This is a genomic window from Kribbella sp. NPDC050820, assembly GCF_040653975.1.
Taxonomy (GTDB): domain Bacteria; phylum Actinomycetota; class Actinomycetes; order Propionibacteriales; family Kribbellaceae; genus Kribbella.
Genome location: NZ_JBFAHB010000023.1, coordinates 1 through 14,906 on the forward strand (window position 1 = coordinate 1; position 14,906 = coordinate 14,906).

The 14,906-nt window shown below is 70.0% G+C and carries 19 protein-coding genes; 12 read left to right on the top strand and 7 right to left on the bottom strand.

The genetic code is table 11. The features are described 5' to 3' along the window. Nucleotides 1-80: 80 nt before the first annotated feature. The 4 genes from AB0H36_RS20895 to AB0H36_RS20910 all read right to left on the bottom strand — a co-directional run bounded on the left by AB0H36_RS20895 (nucleotide 81) and on the right by AB0H36_RS20910 (nucleotide 4,016). Nucleotides 81-1,142 (bottom strand): RNA polymerase sigma factor, encoded by a 1,062-nt coding sequence (locus tag AB0H36_RS20895; RefSeq protein WP_360525537.1) that lies wholly within the window; start codon nucleotides 1,140-1,142, stop codon nucleotides 81-83. After that, nucleotides 1,139-1,483, bottom strand: coding sequence for a YciI family protein (locus AB0H36_RS20900; RefSeq protein ID WP_360525540.1), 345 nt, complete (start codon nucleotides 1,481-1,483; stop codon nucleotides 1,139-1,141). Before AB0H36_RS20900 ends, AB0H36_RS20895 begins: the two co-directional genes overlap by 4 nt. Before the next feature lie 497 nt (nucleotides 1,484-1,980). Further along, a complete protein-coding gene (locus AB0H36_RS20905) occupies nucleotides 1,981-3,363 on the bottom strand; it encodes a HAMP domain-containing sensor histidine kinase (RefSeq protein ID WP_360525543.1) in 1,383 nt (460 codons plus the stop codon). Then, nucleotides 3,360-4,016 carry a response regulator transcription factor gene (locus AB0H36_RS20910; RefSeq protein ID WP_360525546.1) on the bottom strand — a complete coding sequence of 219 codons (657 nt, stop codon included), beginning with the start codon at nucleotides 4,014-4,016 and terminating at the stop codon, nucleotides 3,360-3,362. The genes AB0H36_RS20905 and AB0H36_RS20910 overlap by 4 nt, the downstream gene beginning before the upstream one ends. Before the next feature lie 115 nt (nucleotides 4,017-4,131). Between AB0H36_RS20910 and AB0H36_RS20915 the strand changes: the two genes are divergently transcribed. The 4 genes from AB0H36_RS20915 to AB0H36_RS20930 are packed head-to-tail and all read left to right on the top strand — an operon-like array spanning nucleotide 4,132 to nucleotide 7,551. Further along, nucleotides 4,132-4,641 (top strand): hypothetical protein, encoded by a 510-nt coding sequence (locus tag AB0H36_RS20915; protein ID WP_360525549.1) that lies wholly within the window; start codon nucleotides 4,132-4,134, stop codon nucleotides 4,639-4,641. Continuing rightward, nucleotides 4,641-5,693 (top strand): peptidoglycan-binding protein, encoded by a 1,053-nt coding sequence (locus AB0H36_RS20920; protein WP_360525552.1) that lies wholly within the window; start codon nucleotides 4,641-4,643, stop codon nucleotides 5,691-5,693. The genes AB0H36_RS20915 and AB0H36_RS20920 overlap by 1 nt, the downstream gene beginning before the upstream one ends. Continuing rightward, nucleotides 5,690-6,355 (top strand): ABC transporter ATP-binding protein, encoded by a 666-nt coding sequence (locus AB0H36_RS20925; RefSeq protein ID WP_360525555.1) that lies wholly within the window; start codon nucleotides 5,690-5,692, stop codon nucleotides 6,353-6,355. The genes AB0H36_RS20920 and AB0H36_RS20925 overlap by 4 nt, the downstream gene beginning before the upstream one ends. Next, on the top strand, nucleotides 6,352-7,551 hold the full coding sequence (locus AB0H36_RS20930) for an ABC transporter permease (protein WP_360525558.1): 1,200 nt from the start codon (nucleotides 6,352-6,354) through the stop codon (nucleotides 7,549-7,551). Before AB0H36_RS20925 ends, AB0H36_RS20930 begins: the two co-directional genes overlap by 4 nt. Here AB0H36_RS20930 and AB0H36_RS20935 read toward each other — a convergent pair. Continuing rightward, nucleotides 7,548-8,495 (bottom strand): complex I subunit 1 family protein, encoded by a 948-nt coding sequence (locus tag AB0H36_RS20935; protein ID WP_360525561.1) that lies wholly within the window; start codon nucleotides 8,493-8,495, stop codon nucleotides 7,548-7,550. The two genes, AB0H36_RS20930 and AB0H36_RS20935, sit on opposite strands and share 4 nt — an antisense overlap. A gap of 60 nt (nucleotides 8,496-8,555) precedes the next feature. On the opposite strand from AB0H36_RS20935, the gene AB0H36_RS20940 reads away from it, so the two are divergent. Genes AB0H36_RS20940 through AB0H36_RS20950 form a run of 3 tightly spaced genes read left to right on the top strand, consistent with a single transcriptional unit; the run spans nucleotide 8,556 to nucleotide 10,049 of the window. Continuing rightward, the gene (locus tag AB0H36_RS20940; RefSeq protein ID WP_360525564.1) at nucleotides 8,556-9,374 is read left to right on the top strand and encodes an NAD(P)H-binding protein; all 819 of its coding nucleotides are present in this window, start codon (nucleotides 8,556-8,558) and stop codon (nucleotides 9,372-9,374) included. A gap of 31 nt (nucleotides 9,375-9,405) precedes the next feature. After that, entirely contained in the window at nucleotides 9,406-9,627 is a 222-nt protein-coding gene (locus AB0H36_RS20945) for a ribbon-helix-helix protein, CopG family (RefSeq protein ID WP_360525567.1), read from the top strand. Then, nucleotides 9,624-10,049 (top strand): PIN domain nuclease, encoded by a 426-nt coding sequence (locus tag AB0H36_RS20950; protein ID WP_360525570.1) that lies wholly within the window; start codon nucleotides 9,624-9,626, stop codon nucleotides 10,047-10,049. Before AB0H36_RS20945 ends, AB0H36_RS20950 begins: the two co-directional genes overlap by 4 nt. A 38-nt stretch (nucleotides 10,050-10,087) precedes the next feature. Here the strand turns inward: AB0H36_RS20950 and AB0H36_RS20955 are convergent, their stop codons facing one another. Beyond that, the gene (locus AB0H36_RS20955; RefSeq protein ID WP_360525573.1) at nucleotides 10,088-10,804 is read right to left on the bottom strand and encodes an NADH-quinone oxidoreductase subunit C; all 717 of its coding nucleotides are present in this window, start codon (nucleotides 10,802-10,804) and stop codon (nucleotides 10,088-10,090) included. Continuing rightward, nucleotides 10,801-11,358, bottom strand: a complete 558-nt coding sequence (locus AB0H36_RS20960) for an NADH-quinone oxidoreductase subunit B family protein (RefSeq protein WP_360525576.1) — start codon at nucleotides 11,356-11,358, stop codon at nucleotides 10,801-10,803. The genes AB0H36_RS20955 and AB0H36_RS20960 overlap by 4 nt, the downstream gene beginning before the upstream one ends. A 118-nt stretch (nucleotides 11,359-11,476) precedes the next feature. Between AB0H36_RS20960 and AB0H36_RS20965 the strand changes: the two genes are divergently transcribed. The 5 genes from AB0H36_RS20965 to AB0H36_RS20985 all read left to right on the top strand — a co-directional run bounded on the left by AB0H36_RS20965 (nucleotide 11,477) and on the right by AB0H36_RS20985 (nucleotide 14,905). Then, nucleotides 11,477-12,940 (top strand): cytosine permease, encoded by a 1,464-nt coding sequence (locus AB0H36_RS20965; RefSeq protein WP_360525579.1) that lies wholly within the window; start codon nucleotides 11,477-11,479, stop codon nucleotides 12,938-12,940. Next, the gene (locus AB0H36_RS20970; protein ID WP_360525582.1) at nucleotides 12,940-13,479 is read left to right on the top strand and encodes a cysteine hydrolase; all 540 of its coding nucleotides are present in this window, start codon (nucleotides 12,940-12,942) and stop codon (nucleotides 13,477-13,479) included. Before AB0H36_RS20965 ends, AB0H36_RS20970 begins: the two co-directional genes overlap by 1 nt. Before the next feature lie 7 nt (nucleotides 13,480-13,486). Next, entirely contained in the window at nucleotides 13,487-14,194 is a 708-nt protein-coding gene (locus AB0H36_RS20975; protein ID WP_360525585.1) for a GntR family transcriptional regulator, read from the top strand. Between the two features lie 35 nt (nucleotides 14,195-14,229). Next, the gene (locus tag AB0H36_RS20980; protein WP_360525588.1) at nucleotides 14,230-14,448 is read left to right on the top strand and encodes a hypothetical protein; all 219 of its coding nucleotides are present in this window, start codon (nucleotides 14,230-14,232) and stop codon (nucleotides 14,446-14,448) included. A 292-nt stretch (nucleotides 14,449-14,740) separates the two neighbouring features. Beyond that, a complete protein-coding gene (locus AB0H36_RS20985) occupies nucleotides 14,741-14,905 on the top strand; it encodes a hypothetical protein (protein ID WP_360525591.1) in 165 nt (54 codons plus the stop codon). The last annotated feature ends 1 nt before the right edge of the window (nucleotide 14,906 follow it).

The window sequence follows — 14,906 nt, forward strand, 5'->3', positions numbered from 1 at the left end:
GGCCAGCCTTCACACGCACCCGCCCCGACAGCATCCGCGCTACAGCCCACACAGCGACCAACCCCAGAACCCGCCCTAATTCAGCGCCCTCCTAGGTCGAGGTCTTCGATCAACGTGAGGGCTTCGGCGGGGCCGTGGACTTCGGCGACGGCCACGGCTCGGTTGAGGGCTACGACGGGAGTGGGATCGAGGGTGAGCAGGTGGTCGTAGAGCTGGAGGATCTGGGGCCAGTCGGTGGCCGCGGCGGTCGGGGCGTCGGTGTGTACGGCGTTGATCGCCGCCTGGAGCTGGTACGGACCGGGCTGGTTGCGGCGGAGGCAGCGCCGTACCAACTCGTGGCCTTCAGCGATCAAAGACCGGTCCCACAGCAGGCGGTCCTGGTCCGACAGGCGGACGAGGGAGCCGTCCGCAGCGACTCGGGCGGGACGGCGGGAGGCTTGGAGGAGCATCAGGGCGAGGAGGCCGACGGCCTCCGGCTCGTCGGGCATGAGCTCGACGAGGAGGCGGCCAAGGCGGATCGCCTCGGCGCACAGGTCGTCGCGGACGAGGGTCTCGCCGGACGAGGCGGCGTACCCCTCGTTGAAGATCAGGTAGACGACGGCGAGGACGCCGCGGACGCGTTCGGGGAGGTCGGCTTCGTACGGGACGCGGTACGGGATGCGGGCCGCGCGGATCTTCGCCTTGGCGCGGACCAGGCGCTGCGCCATCGTCGGCTCCGGGACCAGGAACGCGTGGGCAATCTCGGCCGTGGTCAGGCCGCCGAGCATCCGCAGGGTGAGCGCGACCCGGACGTTGAGGGCGAGCGCCGGGTGGCAGCAGGTGAAGATCAGCCGGAGGCGGTCGTCGTGCACGGCGCCCTCCTCCACGAGCTCGGCCTCGGCATGCAGCAGCGCCGCCTGGGCGTGCTTGTCCTCCCGCACCGACTCACGCCGCAGCCGGTCGATGGCACGGTTGCGGGCGGTGGTGATGATCCAGCCGGCCGGACTCGGCGGTACGCCGTTCGCCGGCCACTTCTCCACCGCCGCCGCGAACGCGTCCTGGACCGCGTCCTCCGCGATCTCCAGGTCGCCGAACACACGCGTCAGTACGGCGACCGCCCGCCCGTGCTCGGCCCGGAACACCCCCGCGACGTCGACGGTCACGTCACGAACGGCCGAACCTCGATGGACAGGTTCGTCAGCACCTGCGCCAGCCGCCGTCCCCAGCTCAGCGCCGCATCCAGGTCCTCCACCTCGATCACGGTGAACCCGCCCAGATGCTCCTTCCCCTCGGTGAACGGCCCGTCGGTCACCAGCACCTCGTCCCCCGACGCCTTCAGCACGGTCGCAGTCTCCGGCGGGTGCAACCCGGCCGCGAACACCCACACGCCCGCCGCCTGCATCTCCTCGTTCAACGCCCCCAACTCCCGCATCACCGGCTCCAGAAACTCCGGCTCCGGCGCCGGCCCATCCGGCTGATAAATGCTGAGCAAATACTGATTCATACCCACCTCCGACGAGAGTCCTTCCACCCCCTACACGAACACCCACACCTCCCATCGACAGGCAACAACACACTATTTCCAACCACCCCCGCCCGACAGCAGCCCGCGCATCCCCAGCCGGGATCAACTCCGCCACCGGCTCGCGATCCGGCCGAGCTGACGCCGGTCAACCTGCCCCGTGCTCGAGTCGGCCTGACGAGCGCCTCCTCGCCAGCTTGTTCGCCGACTACAGCGGTCGGTACGACACTTCGCAGCACCCGCGTATGGCACCGGCAACAGCCGCCGCGTACCGATGTCCTCTACGCGGCGTCGGCCCCGCTTGATCCTGGAGGAGGCACCGCGGCAGATCCCGCGTACCGACGCACCCACCGTCGACAATTGTTCGCCGAGCACAGCAGCCGGGATCACAGTTCGCGGCGCCGCCGCAGGCGGCCGAAGGGCAGCCGCCGCGTAGCGGTGTCCTTGCTCGTGTCAGGCGGACGGGAGCGGTGTCGTGGTTAGGCCGGGTCGGCAGGTAGGCGCACGGTGATTTCCAGCCCGCCGCCTGGGCGGGGGGTGGCGGTGACGGTTCCGTGGTGGGCTTCGGCTACTGAGCGGACGATCGAGAGGCCCAGGCCGGCGCCTTTGCCGCCTACCAGGCGTTCGGCGCCCAGGCGGTAGAAGGGTTTGAAGAGGGATTCGACTTCGTACGGCGGGATGTCGGGGCCAGTGTTGGTGACAGTGACCACGGCATGGTCGCCGACCGTCTTGCTGACGACGCGGACCCAGCGGTCGGCCGCCGGCTCGGACCGCCACGCCATCACATTCGATGATGTCCCGCCGCCGCCCGCCTGGTCGTCCGGTCGCGGCTCGGTTGTGATGGCCTGGCGGTCCCCTGAGGCCCGGCGGTCGGCTGTCGCGTGCCGGTCCGCTGAGGTCGGGCGATCCGCTGAGGTCAGGCGGTCCGCTGAGGCAGGGCGGTCCGCGTTGTGGCGGATGCCGTTCTCCACGAGGTTGTGGACGAGGCGTTCGAGGAGGAGGGCGTCGCCGCGGGTAGGGGCGTCGCCGGGGCCGCGGATCAGCTCGACGCCGGCGGATGATGCCTCGGCGGAGAGTTGGCCGGCGACGTGGGTGACGATGTCGCCGAGGTTGACCGGGTAGACGGTGGTGAGTTGTTTCTCGGAGTCGGCCAGGATCAGCAGGCCGTCGATGAGTTGCTCGTGCCGGGCGTTGATCGTGAGCAGGCTCTCGCCGAGTTCCTGCACGTCCGCGGACGCGGTACGGCGGTGCATCGCCACCTCGACCAGGGCCCGCCCGAGGGTGAGCGGCGTACGCAGCTCGTGGGAGGCGTTGGCGACGAATCGGCGCTGGCCGTCGAAGGAGTGGTCCAGCCGCTCGACCATGGTGTCGAAGGCGTCGGCCAGGTTCTTCACCTCGTCGTCAGGCCCGCGTAGCGCGATCCGCTCGTGCAGGGCCGCTGGTGACGCGGCGATGCGGCGTGCGGTGTCGGTGACTCGGTGCAGGGGCGCCAGCACGCGTCCCGCGACCAGCCAGCCAAAGCCGGCGGCCAGTCCGCCGACCACGACCAGCGCGATGCTGCCCTGGGTAAGCAAGGACTTGATCGCCGCCTGCCGGACCTGTTCCCGCTGCTCCTGGATGACCTTCTCCGCGGCGTCACCCGCCAGCGAGTCGCCGTTCTTGTTCAGCACGAACAACTGGTTCGGCGACTTCGGCGTGGCTCCGGGAGTGCTGACGTACGTCCCCTGCACCAGCACGCGGTAGCCGCCGGTGAGGTTGTTGCTGAAGAGCACATACGTCACCCCGAGCAGCAGCACCCCAGCGACCAGGAACAGACCGCCGTAGATCAGGGTCAGCCGTCCTCGCAGCGTCAGCCGCTTCATGGGATGCGGTAGCCGACGCCAGTGACGGTCTCCACCAGCCCCGGCTCCCCCAGCTTCCGCCGTAGCTTCAGGATGGTCAGCCGGACCGCCCCGGTGAACGGATCCACGTGCTCGTCCCATGCCTTCTCCAGCAGTTGTTCGGCCGAGACGGTCGCGCCGTCGGCTCGCAGCAGTTCCGCCAGTACGGCGAACTCCTTCTTCGACAGTGGTACGTACCGACCGTCCCGGAACACCTCGTGCCGAGCCGGGTCCAGCGTCACCCCGGCACGACGCAGGACGGGCGGATCAGCCGGCCGACTCCGGCGCCCCAACGCGAGCACCCGGGCCGCCAGCTCGGCAAACGCGAACGGCTTCGTCAGGTAGTCGTCCGCACCCAGCCCGAGCCCGAAGACCCGGTCCGTGACAGCAGCCGCGGCCGTCAGCATCAGCACCCGCGTGGCCGACCCGGACTCCACCAGCCGCCGGCACACCTCGTCGCCGTGGACGACCGGGATGTCGCGGTCCAGCACGAGTACGTCGTACTCGTTCACTGTCAGCCGTTCCAGCGCGGAGCCGCCGTCGCCGGCCACGTCGACAGCATGGGAGTCGTCGCGCAACCACTCCGCGATCGCTGCCGCCAGCAACGGTTCGTCCTCGACCACCAGCACACGCACGCCTCCCATGATCCCCGACGCGCGTGTTTCCTCCGTGTTATCGGGCTCGGAAACGGCAGGGAAACGGCTCGCGGCGAAGGCTGGGCGGCCAGAACCGACACCGAGGAGATGTGTGATGCGCAAGACCACTCTGGCCGCGGCAGCGCTGGCGGCCGTCGTACTGCTGACCGGCTGCGGCTCGGAGGAGCCCGACAACCAGGTGGCGTCCGGCACCGGGGCCCAGGCGCAGGCGACCGCGCCGAGCAACACGCCGAGCCTGAGCCGGGACGAGATGGCGATCAAGTTCACCCAGTGCCTGCGCGAGCAGGGCCTGAACGTGCCGGACCCCGAGCCGGGCAAGGGCCCGATGCTGAAGTTCGACCGGAACTCCGGCGTGACGCAGGAGAAGGTCCAGCAGGCGATGGAGGCGTGCAAGGAGCTCAACCCGCAGGGCCAGGCCGGATCGAACCCGCAGCAGGAGGAGAACGGCCGCAAGTACGCCGTTTGCATGCGGGAGAACGGCGTGGAGAAGTTCCCGGACCCGAAGCCGGGCCAGCGCGGCATCATGATCGGCCCGGGCGTGGCCGACGACCCCGACTTCCAGAAGGCGCAGGACGCCTGCCAGAGCATCCTGGCGGGTAAGTGATGCGCCGAGCACTGACCGCTGTGGTCGTCCTGGCCGCCGGAGGGGCAGCAAGCGCCTTTCTGGTGAACCGGGGCGACACCAGCCAGGCAGCAGACCAGGCCGCCGTCGCACTCCCCGTCAACACCACCAAGGTCACCCAGCAGACGCTGAAGGACACCGAGACAGCCGACGGCGAGCTCGGCTTCGGTACGACGTCCGCCGCGGTCAACCGCGCCGCCGGCACGATCACCGCCGTACCGGACAGTGGGCAGGAGCTGAAGCGCGGCGAGACCGTCTACAGCGTGGACAACAAGCCCACGACGCTCCTGTACGGCGCTCTGCCGGCCTACAGGCGACTGCTGGATGGCAGCGAAGGGCAGGACGTCCTGCAGCTCGAGCAGAACCTCAGTGCGATGGGCTACACCGGCTTCACCGTCGACGACGAGTACACCGACGCCACAGCCGAGGCTGTGGAGGAGTGGCAGGAGGACCTCGGGCTGGACGAGACCGGGGTCGTCGAGCTCGGCAGTGTGCTGTTCGCACCGGGCCACATCCGGGTGGACAGCGTCGCGGCACAGGAGGGCTCGCCGCTCGGGCCGAACCAGAACGTCCTCACCTACACCGGCACGACGAAGGCCGTCACGGTTCAGCTCGACGCCGCGGACCAGCGGTTGGCGAAACCGAAGTCGAAGGTCGACATCACCCTGCCCGACGGCAAGGTCGTGCCGGGCCGGGTGGAGAAGGTATCGACGGTGATCATCCCGGCCGAGAGCCAGGACAAGGACCCGGAGACCAAGGTCGAGGTGATCGTTGCCGTCGACGACCAGAAGGCGGTGGCCGCCTGGGGGCTGGCGTCGGTCGACGTCACGTTCACCGCCTCCGAGCGAAAGAACGTGCTGACCGTCCCGGTCGCTGCCCTGGTCGCACTGCGCGAAGGCGGCTTCGGCCTCGAAGTCACCGACGGTACGGCGTCCAGCTACCTGCCGGTCAAGACCGGCCTGTTCGCGAACGGCCAGGTCGAGGTCAGCGGCGCCGGGATCAAGGCCGGCACCGTGGTGGGGATCCCGAAGTGATCGAGCTGACCGAGGTGACCAAGGTGTACTCGGGCGGGGTCGCGGCCCTCGGCGGGGTCAGCCTGCGGATTGCCCGCGGCGAGCTGGTCGCGATCGTCGGGCCGTCCGGTTCGGGCAAGTCGACGATGCTCAACGTCCTCGGCACGCTGGACCGGCCGACCTCCGGCACCGTCCGGATCGACAAGTACGACGTGGCGCGGCTGTCCGACTCGGGTCTGTCCGCGCTGCGGGCCACCCGGATCGGCTTCGTCTTCCAGCAGTTCCACCTGGCCTCCGGCGTACGCGCCCTCGACAACGTCGCCGACGGACTCCTCTACTCCGGACTCCGACCGTCGGTACGGCGGAAGCGCGCAGCGGCAGCCCTGGAGCGGGTCGGCCTCGGCCACCGGATGGACCACGAACCGCACGAGCTCTCCGGTGGCGAACGGCAACGGGTCGCCGTGGCCCGGGCCGTCGCCGGCGAACCCGCGGTACTGCTGGCCGACGAGCCGACCGGGGCGCTGGACTCGGCGTCCGGCGCCGGGGTGATGCAGTTGCTGCGCGACCTGCACGCGAGCGGTACGACGGTCGTCATCATCACGCACGACCGCGACATCGCGGCATCACTCCCCCGCCAGGTTCGGATGCGGGACGGCCGGATCATCGAGGAGGTGCACGCATGAGCGAATTGAAGCCGGCGAAGCTCTGGCCGCGGGACGTCGTCCGGGTCGGGGCGGTCGGGTTGCGCACCCGGCCGATGCGGGCCTTCCTGTCCGCGCTGGGGATCGCGATCGGGATCGCCGCGATGGTCGCGGTGGTCGGCATCTCGTCCTCGTCGCGGGCCGAGCTGGACAACCAACTCGATGCCCTCGGCACCAACCTGCTCACGGTCGCACCGGGCACCCGGCTGACCGGCGAGCAGGCACAACTGCCGCTGACCGCGGAGGCGATGGTCGGCCGGATCCGCCCGGTCCGCGCGCAGTCGGCGGTCGGCCGGGTCGACGACGTGCCGGTGTACCGCAGCGACAAGATCCCGGACGTCGAGACCAACGGGATCATCGCGTACGCCGCCCGCGCCAACCTCCTCGACACGATCGGCGCGACTGTCCGGAGCGGCAAGTGGCTCGACGCGGCGACCGGCCGCTACCCGGCGACCGTGCTCGGGGCGAGCGCCGCTGAGCGGCTCGGCATCACCAGGGCGAGCCCGGACACCCAGGTGCTGATCGGCAACAAGTGGTTCACGGTGCTCGGCATCCTCGAGCCGGCAGCGCTGGCGCCTGAGCTGGACAGTGCCGCGCTGATGGGCTGGCCGGCCGCGGACGCCACGCTCGCCTTCGACGGGCATCCCACGACCATCTACACCCGGTCGGACGACGCGCAGGTGGAGTCGGTCCGGTCGGTGCTCGGGGCAACGGCCAACCCGGAGGCGCCGAACGAGGTCGAGGTGTCGCGGCCGTCGGACGCGCTGGCCGCCAAGCAGGCCGCGGGTGAGGCGTTCACCGGGCTGCTGCTCGGCCTCGGTGGGGTCGCCCTGCTCGTCGGCGGGGTCGGCGTTGCGAACATCATGGTGATCTCGGTGCTGGAACGCCGGGCGGAGATCGGCTTGCGGCGGTCGCTCGGCGCGACCCGCGGTCAGATCCGGACCCAGTTCCTGACCGAGTCGCTGCTGCTGTCCGCGCTCGGGGGCGTCGGCGGGGCGCTGCTCGGATCTGCAGTCAGTGCGGGATATGCGTCGTACCAGAACTGGCTCACGGTGATCCCACTGTGGGCGCTGGCCGGCGGCGTCGCGGCCACGCTGGTGATCGGCGGGCTTGCCGGTCTCTACCCGGCGATCCGCGCTTCCCGGCTCTCGCCGACCGAAGCGCTGGCAACTCCTTAGAAGATGGTGACCCCGATGCCGGTGAGCGCGAGCTGGAGCAGCGCCACCGGCACGAGGCCCTGCCAGGCCAGCTTCTGGAGCTGGTCGGCGCGCAGCCGCGGGAACGAGACCCGCACCCAGATCACCACCACCGACACGAACGCGATCTTCAGGATCGACCAGATCCAGCCGATCGAGTCCGGGCCCGGCCCGCTCCAGCCGCCGAGGAACAGCACCGTGGTGAGGCTGGCCAGGATGACGATGCCGGCGTACTCGGCGAGCAGGAACATCGCGAACCGCAGGCCGGTGTACTCGGTGTACGGGCCGAAGATCACCTCGGAGTCGGCGACCGGCATGTCGAACGGCGGCCGCTGGAGCTCGGCCAGGCCGGCGATGAAGAACACGACCAGGCCGGGCAGCTGCCAGAGCAGCCACCACGGGTTCCACGCCTCCGCGATCCCGGTCAGGCTCAGCGAACCCGCCGCGACCGCGACGCTCGCCGCGGACAGCACGAACGGCAGCTCGTAGCTCATCAGCTGGGCGGCGACCCGCAGCCCGCCGAGCAAGCTGTACTTGTTGCCGCTGCCCCAGCCCGCCATCAGCGAGCCGAGAACGCCGATGCTCATCACGGCGAGCACGAAGAACAGCCCCGAGTCGAGGTCGGCGCCGACGATGCCGGGCGCCAGCGGGATCGCGGCGATCGCGGCCAGGTACGGCAGGATCGCGACGATCGGGGCCCACTCGAAAACCCGCCGATCCGCGGCGGCCGGGACCACGCTCTCCTTCTGGACAAACTTCACGCCGTCCGCGACCAGCTGCGCCCAGCCGTGGAAGGCGCCGGCGTACATCGGGCCGAGCCGCGACTGCATGTGCGCCATCACCTTGTGCTCGGCCTGACCGACCAGCAAGGGCGCCACCAGGAAGGCGACGATGACGCCGACCACCCGCACCACGAACTCGACCATGACGGCACCCTACCGAGTTCGGCTTGACCTCAACCAACGTTGAGGTCAAAGGCTGTGGACATGACCAACATTCTCGTCACCGGAGCCACCGGCCGCGTCGGCCGTCATGTCGTCGCCGGGCTGCAAGCCGCCGGCGTCCACGTCCGGGCCCTGGTCCGTACGCCGGAAGCCGCCAATCTCCCGCCGGACGTCGAGCTCGTCCAAGGCGACATCTACGACCCATCAGCAGTACGGCGTGCCGCGGCCGGCGCGGACGCCGCCTTCCTCCTGTGGCCGTCGTACAGCTCCGAGGGAGCGGAGCCGATCGTCGCAGAGCTCCCGCAACGCGTGGCATTCCTGTCGTCGTTGAACGCGGCGTCCGGTGGCATGTGGGGCGATGTCGAGGAGCTGTTGCGGAAGGCGGGCAAGGACTGGACGTTCGTCCGGCCGGGCGGGTTCGCGGTGAACGCGCAGACGTGGGCGGACCAGTTCCGGAGTGGCGACGTCGTACGGCTGCCGTCGCCGCAGGCCGGGCGTTCCCTGATCCACGAGCGTGACATCGCCGCGGTCGCCGTACTCAGTCTGCTGAGCGACCACCACATCGGGCAGACCTACGAAGTGACCGGCCCCGAGGTCCTCACCCAGGCCGAGCAGGTGCAGACCATCGCGCGCACCATCGGCAAGGAAATGCGAGTCGAGGAGCTCTCAGCCGCGGACGCCCGCCAGGCCATGCTCGCCCAAGGCGCCGACCCAACCCTCGCCGACTCCGCCCTCACCTACTGGGCCTCCCTCATCAACAACCCCGAGCCCGTAACCCCCACAGTCCCCCAACTCACCGGCCGCCCCGCCCTAACCTTCGCCCAGTGGTCCGAAGAACACGCCGCCGAGTTCCGGCGCTGATATCATCGGATATCAGGTAGGAGGTAACGCCATGAGTGACGTTCTCATTCGCGATGTCCCCGACGAAGTGCTGGCGGTTGTCGACCACCGAGCCGCCGACCTGGGGCTGTCCAGGAGCGAGTATCTGCGCCGACTGCTCAGCCAGGAGGCCGGGCGCTCGGAGGTTGCCGTGACCGTTGCCGATCTGGAGCGATTCTCGAACCTGGCCCGCGATCTGGACGACCCTGACATCATGGACCAGGCCTGGTCATGACGCCGGCCGTCGACTCCCGGCGCTGGCTGATCGACAAGTCGGCCTTGGTGCGCCTGAGCACTGCTCCCGATCGGGAGGAGTGGGCGAACCGCATCAACCGCGGGCTCGTGCACATCACCACCGTGACCCTGCTCGAGGTCGGCTTTTCGGCCCGATCCGCAGACGAGCACCGGTCTCTCGTGCAGCAGCCGCCCATCGCCGCGATGCCGGTGGAAAACGCGACCCCTGCGATCGAGCGCCGCGCTGTCGTCGTCCAGTCGCAACTCGCGTCCGCCGGCCAGCATCGAGCGCCGTCAGTCGCAGACCTGCTGATCGCCGCCACGGCAGAGCAGACCGGCTTGGTCCTACTTCACGTGGACAAGGACTTCGAACTCATCGCCAACCTCACCGGACAACCAGCTGAGCGACTCGCTCAGGCCTGACGGCAACTGAACCACCCGCCACCTCCGACGGGGTGGTATCACGACTCGGGCTCGGCCGGCGGGGCTTCGGTCTGCTTTCGGGTGCGGCGTTCGCCCGCGGCTCGGCGGGGGCGGGCTGGGGTGGAGGCGGCCTGGGCGGGGGCGAGGGGGTCTGGGTCGGGGGAGCCGGGCTGGCGTGGGCCCCAGGTTTCGGGGTCGGGGACGCCGGGCGGCAGTGTGCGGCGGCGGCTCGGGGCGCCGTGCGAGGGGGCGTGGTCGGACTCGCCGGGCTCCTTGGCGCCCGGCCACGGCTTGGCGACGCGGGAGGCGAGGACGAACTCCTTGCGCAGCGGGTTGCCCTCGAAGCCGTCGGGCAGCAGCAGGGGGACCAGGTTGGGGTGGCCGGTGAACGTGATGCCGAACATCTCGTGCGTCTCACGCTCGTGCCAGTTGGCCCCGGCGTACAGGTCGGACAAGGACGCGAGGGTCGGCTGGTCCCGCGGGATGAGCGTCCGCACCAGCACGTGCTCGACGTGCGACCCGCCCCAGAAGTCGGCCAGGTGCGACACCACCCGGAACCCGTCGGTGAGCTCGTCGCTCGCGGTCAGGAAGTCGAAGAACGTCAGCCCGACCGCGTCCCGCAGCACCTCGTGCGCCGCCACCCACGACTCCGCCGGTACGTCGATCGCCGTCGGGCCGAAGCTGTCCGCCTGGGTCGCCGCGATCCCGGCCCCGGTCAGCGTCTCCAGGGCGTCGAGGTTCGACTCCGGGCTCAAGGCGTCACCAGGCCGCGGGTCAGCGCCGCCGCGGACGGCTCGTCGTACCGGCTCGGCATGTTCTCGCCGGCGATCTTCTCCTGGAGCTTGAGGATGCCCTGCAGCAGCGCCTCCGGCCGCGGCGGACAGCCGGGCACGTAGACGTCGACCGGGATGATCTGGTCGACGCCCTTGGTCACGCAGTACGAGTCCCAGTACGGGCCGCCGGAGTTCGAGCAGGAGCCGAACGAGATCACGTACTTCGGCTCCGGCATCTGGTCGTAGAGTCGCTTGATGGCCGGCGCCATCTTGTCCGTGACGGTGCCGGACACCACCATCAGGTCGGCCTGCCGCGGCCCGGGCGCGAACGGGATCACGCCGAGCCGGATGAAGTCGTGCCGGCCCATCGACGCGGCGATGAACTCGATCGCGCAGCAGGCGAGGCCGAAGTTGAACACCCAGAGCGAGTACTTGCGGCCCCAGTTCAGCAGGTACCGGACCGGCTCGGGCGCGAGCTTGGCCAGCGCGCCCACGTCCGGCCGCACGGTCGGCAACGGCAGGTCGATCTGGGCCATGGCTGTAAGCCTAGTGCGCCATGGCGGGGATCGCGCGCAAACCCCGTTGACCGGCCGGTGAGCGCGGTCCTACCGTGATTGAACAGGACTGAACAGGTTCGTTCGGGTTGGAGACGGCATGGCCGATCAGCTTGAGGTGCGGGGACCGGAGTCGCGGGCGCTCGCGGTGGAGAGCAACGGGCTGAACGTGATCGCGGACGAGGAGCGGAAGGGCCGGCCCAGCCAGCTGTTCTGGCCGTGGTTCGGGGCGAACGTGTCGGTGCTCGGGCTGAGCTACGGCGCGTTCGCGCTCGGTTTCGGCATCTCGTTCTGGCAGGCACTGGTGGCCGGCGTGGTCGGCATCGTGTTCTCGTTCCTGCTCTGCGGGCTGGTCTCGCTGGCCGGCAAACGCGGTTCGGCGCCGACGATGGCGCTCAGCCGGGCCGCGTTCGGTGTCCGGGGCAACAAGCTGCCGTCGCTCGTCTCGTGGCTGCTGACCGTCGGCTGGGAGACCGTGCTGACCATCCTCGCGACGCTGGCCACCGCGACCGTGTTCGAGCGCCTCGGCTGGGGCGGCGGCACCGTGACGAAGGTGGTCGCGCTGATCGTCGTCGGTGTGCTGATCGTCGCCTGCGGGGTGCTCGGGTTCGACCTGATCATGCGGGCGCAGACCGTGATCACCGTCGTCACCGGCGTCCTCACGGTCGTCTACATCGTGCTGGTCGCCGACCAGATCAGCTGGAGCACGGTGTCCGGCTTGCCGAGCGGGTCGAGCCAGCAACTGATCGGCGCGCTGGTGTTCCTGATGACCGGCTTCGGCCTCGGCTGGGTGAACCTGGCCGCGGACTACTCCCGCTACCTGCCGCGCAACTCGTCCGGCGTCGGCGTGGTCGGCTGGACCACGTTCGGCGCCTCGATCGCACCACTGATCCTGTTCGGCTTCGGTCTGCTGCTGGCCGGCTCGTCGACGGACCTGAGCGAGGCGATCGCCGCCGACCCGATCGGCGCCCTGGCGGAGGCGTTGCCGACCTGGTTCCTGGTGCCGTTCGTGATCGTCGCCGTCCTCGGCCTGGTCGGCGGCGCCGTCCTCGACATCTACTCGTCCGGCCTTGCCCTGCTGTCGGTCGGCCTGCCCGCACCCCGGTACGTCGCCGCGCTCATCGACGGCGTGGTGATGATCGCGGGCACCGTCTACGTGGTCTTCTACGGCGACGAGTTCCTCGGCGAGTTCCAGGGCTTCCTGATCACGCTCGGCGTCCCGGTCGCCGCCTGGTGCGGGATCATGCTGGCCGACATCGCGTCCCGCCGCCGCGACTACGCCGACGCCGACCTGTTCGACCGCCACGGCCGGTACGGCGACGTCCGCTGGCTGCCTGTGCTCACCATGATCGTTGCCACCGGCATCGGCTGGGGCCTGGTCACGAACTCGCTGGCCTCCTGGCTGACCTGGCAGGGCTACCTGCTCGAGCCGTTCGGCCTGGGCGGCAAGGAAGGCGACTGGGCGTTCGCGAACCTGGGTGTGCTGTTCGCCCTGGTCGCCGGCTTCGTGGTCCAGCTGGCCGGCGGGACGTCCGCCGTCCGCAAGCAGGAGAGGATGGCTTGATGGCGCCGGTGCTCGCGCTGATCGACCTGCAGAAGATCTTCGCCGACCCGGCCTCCGGCTGGGCCGCGCCGGATTTCCGGCGGGTGCTGGAACCCACCGAGCAGCTGATCGGGATCCTGTCGCCGGAGGTGATCTTCACCCGGTTCGTCGCGCCCGAGAAACCAGTCGGCTCCTGGGCCACGTACTACGAGCTCTACCCGTTCGCGCTGCAGCCGCCCGACGCGGACGACTACCAGCTGGTCGACGAGTTCAAGGGTGCGCCGACGCTGGACAAGACCACCTTCGGCGCGTGGGGGCCCGAGCTCGCCGAGCGGGTCGGCCCGGGTGGTCACCTGGTCGTCGCCGGCGTGACGACCGACTGCTGCGTGCTGACCACGGCGCTGGCCGCGGTCGACGCCGGCGTGTACGTCCAGGTGGTCGAGGACGCGTGCGCCGGCGCCGACGAGGTGAGCCACCGGAACGCGATCGACATCATGCGGCTGTACTCGCCGATGCTGGAGATCGTCACCGTCGAGCAAGTCCGCACCCTGAACCAATGAGCCGCCGATGGCCGGGATCTCGCTGAAGCACGAACGCGTCGCCGCCGTGCTGGCCCGGGAGATCCGGTCCGGCCTGGTACGGCGGGGCGCGCAGCTGCCGGGTGAGGTCGAGCTGGCCCGGCGCTTCGCGGTCAGCCGGAACACGATCCGCTCGGCGCTCGCCGTACTGGCCGAGGACGGGCTGATCACCACCCGGATCGGCAAGGGGTCGTTCGTGCTGTTCGACGGGCGGCCGCTGGACGGCCGCCTGGGGTGGACGCATGCGCTCGCCGAGCAGGGGGTCGAGACCCGACTGCGGACGCTGAAGATCGCGCTCGAGCAGGACCCGGAGCTGGCCGGTCGGCTCGGACTCCCGTCGCCGTACGTGATCGTGATCGAGCGGCTGCGGCAGCTCGCGGACGGCGCGGCGATCTCGATCGAACGCAGCCGGCTGCCCGCGCTGGATTCGCTGCGCGAACTGCCCGAACGCGGGCTCGAGAACGACTCGATCGCGGCCACGCTGCACAGCGCCGGGTTGCACCTCGACCACTGTGAGCAACGACTCCGTGGCCGCCCGTTGGACCCCGTCGAGGCCGGGCTGCTCGGTCGCCCGGAGGGGACCTGGTTCCTGCACTCCGAGCGGACCAGCTGGACCGCCGACGACCGGTTCGCCGAGTACGCCGACAGCCTGCTGGACCCCGAGCACTTCGAACTGAGTCTGAGCTTCGGCATCTAAGGCGCCCGGGCCCACGGCACTAGGGAGTTGTGCCGATGTGGCGGCCTACCTCACAGGAGCACTGTCGTGCCATCGACAAGCTCCCGGAGGACACCATGTTCCTGTACTCCCCCGACTCGGTTCAGGCCGAGATCAAGTACCGCCAGGACCGGGTCAAGCGCGACTTCCAGCGCCCGCTTTGGTTCCGGCGCAAGCCCAAGCAGCAGGCCCCCGAGCCCTGCGCGCCGGAGCTCCGCGCCCGCCCCGCGATGTAGCCGGATCCGGCCCCCCTAGGCATCCCACTAGGCACCCCTAGGACCTCCTAAGGCCACTCAGGTCCCCCGGATAGGGAGGAGTTCCGATGTGCCGGACCACCTCAGACAAGCAGATTTAAGACATCGGCAGAGAGCCGGTGACAACCAGGAGGAACCGATGTTCACGAACGACTCGCTCAAGGCAGAGGTCGACTACCGCAAGGAGCGCCTGAGCCGCGACTTCCGCAAGACCCGGACCACCCGCACCCGCCGGCACCTGTTCGGCAAGAAGGCTTGAGGGGAGGCACACACCATGTCCATGTTCATGACACCGGAATCGATCCAGGCGGAGACCGCCTACCGGCAGGAGCGGATCACCCGCGAGTTCCGCCGGACCACCCGCCGGGAGCGCCGTGAGCAGCAGCGGCCGGAGCCGCGGCGCGCTCGCCAGGCCCTCCGACCCACCACCGCGGCATGAC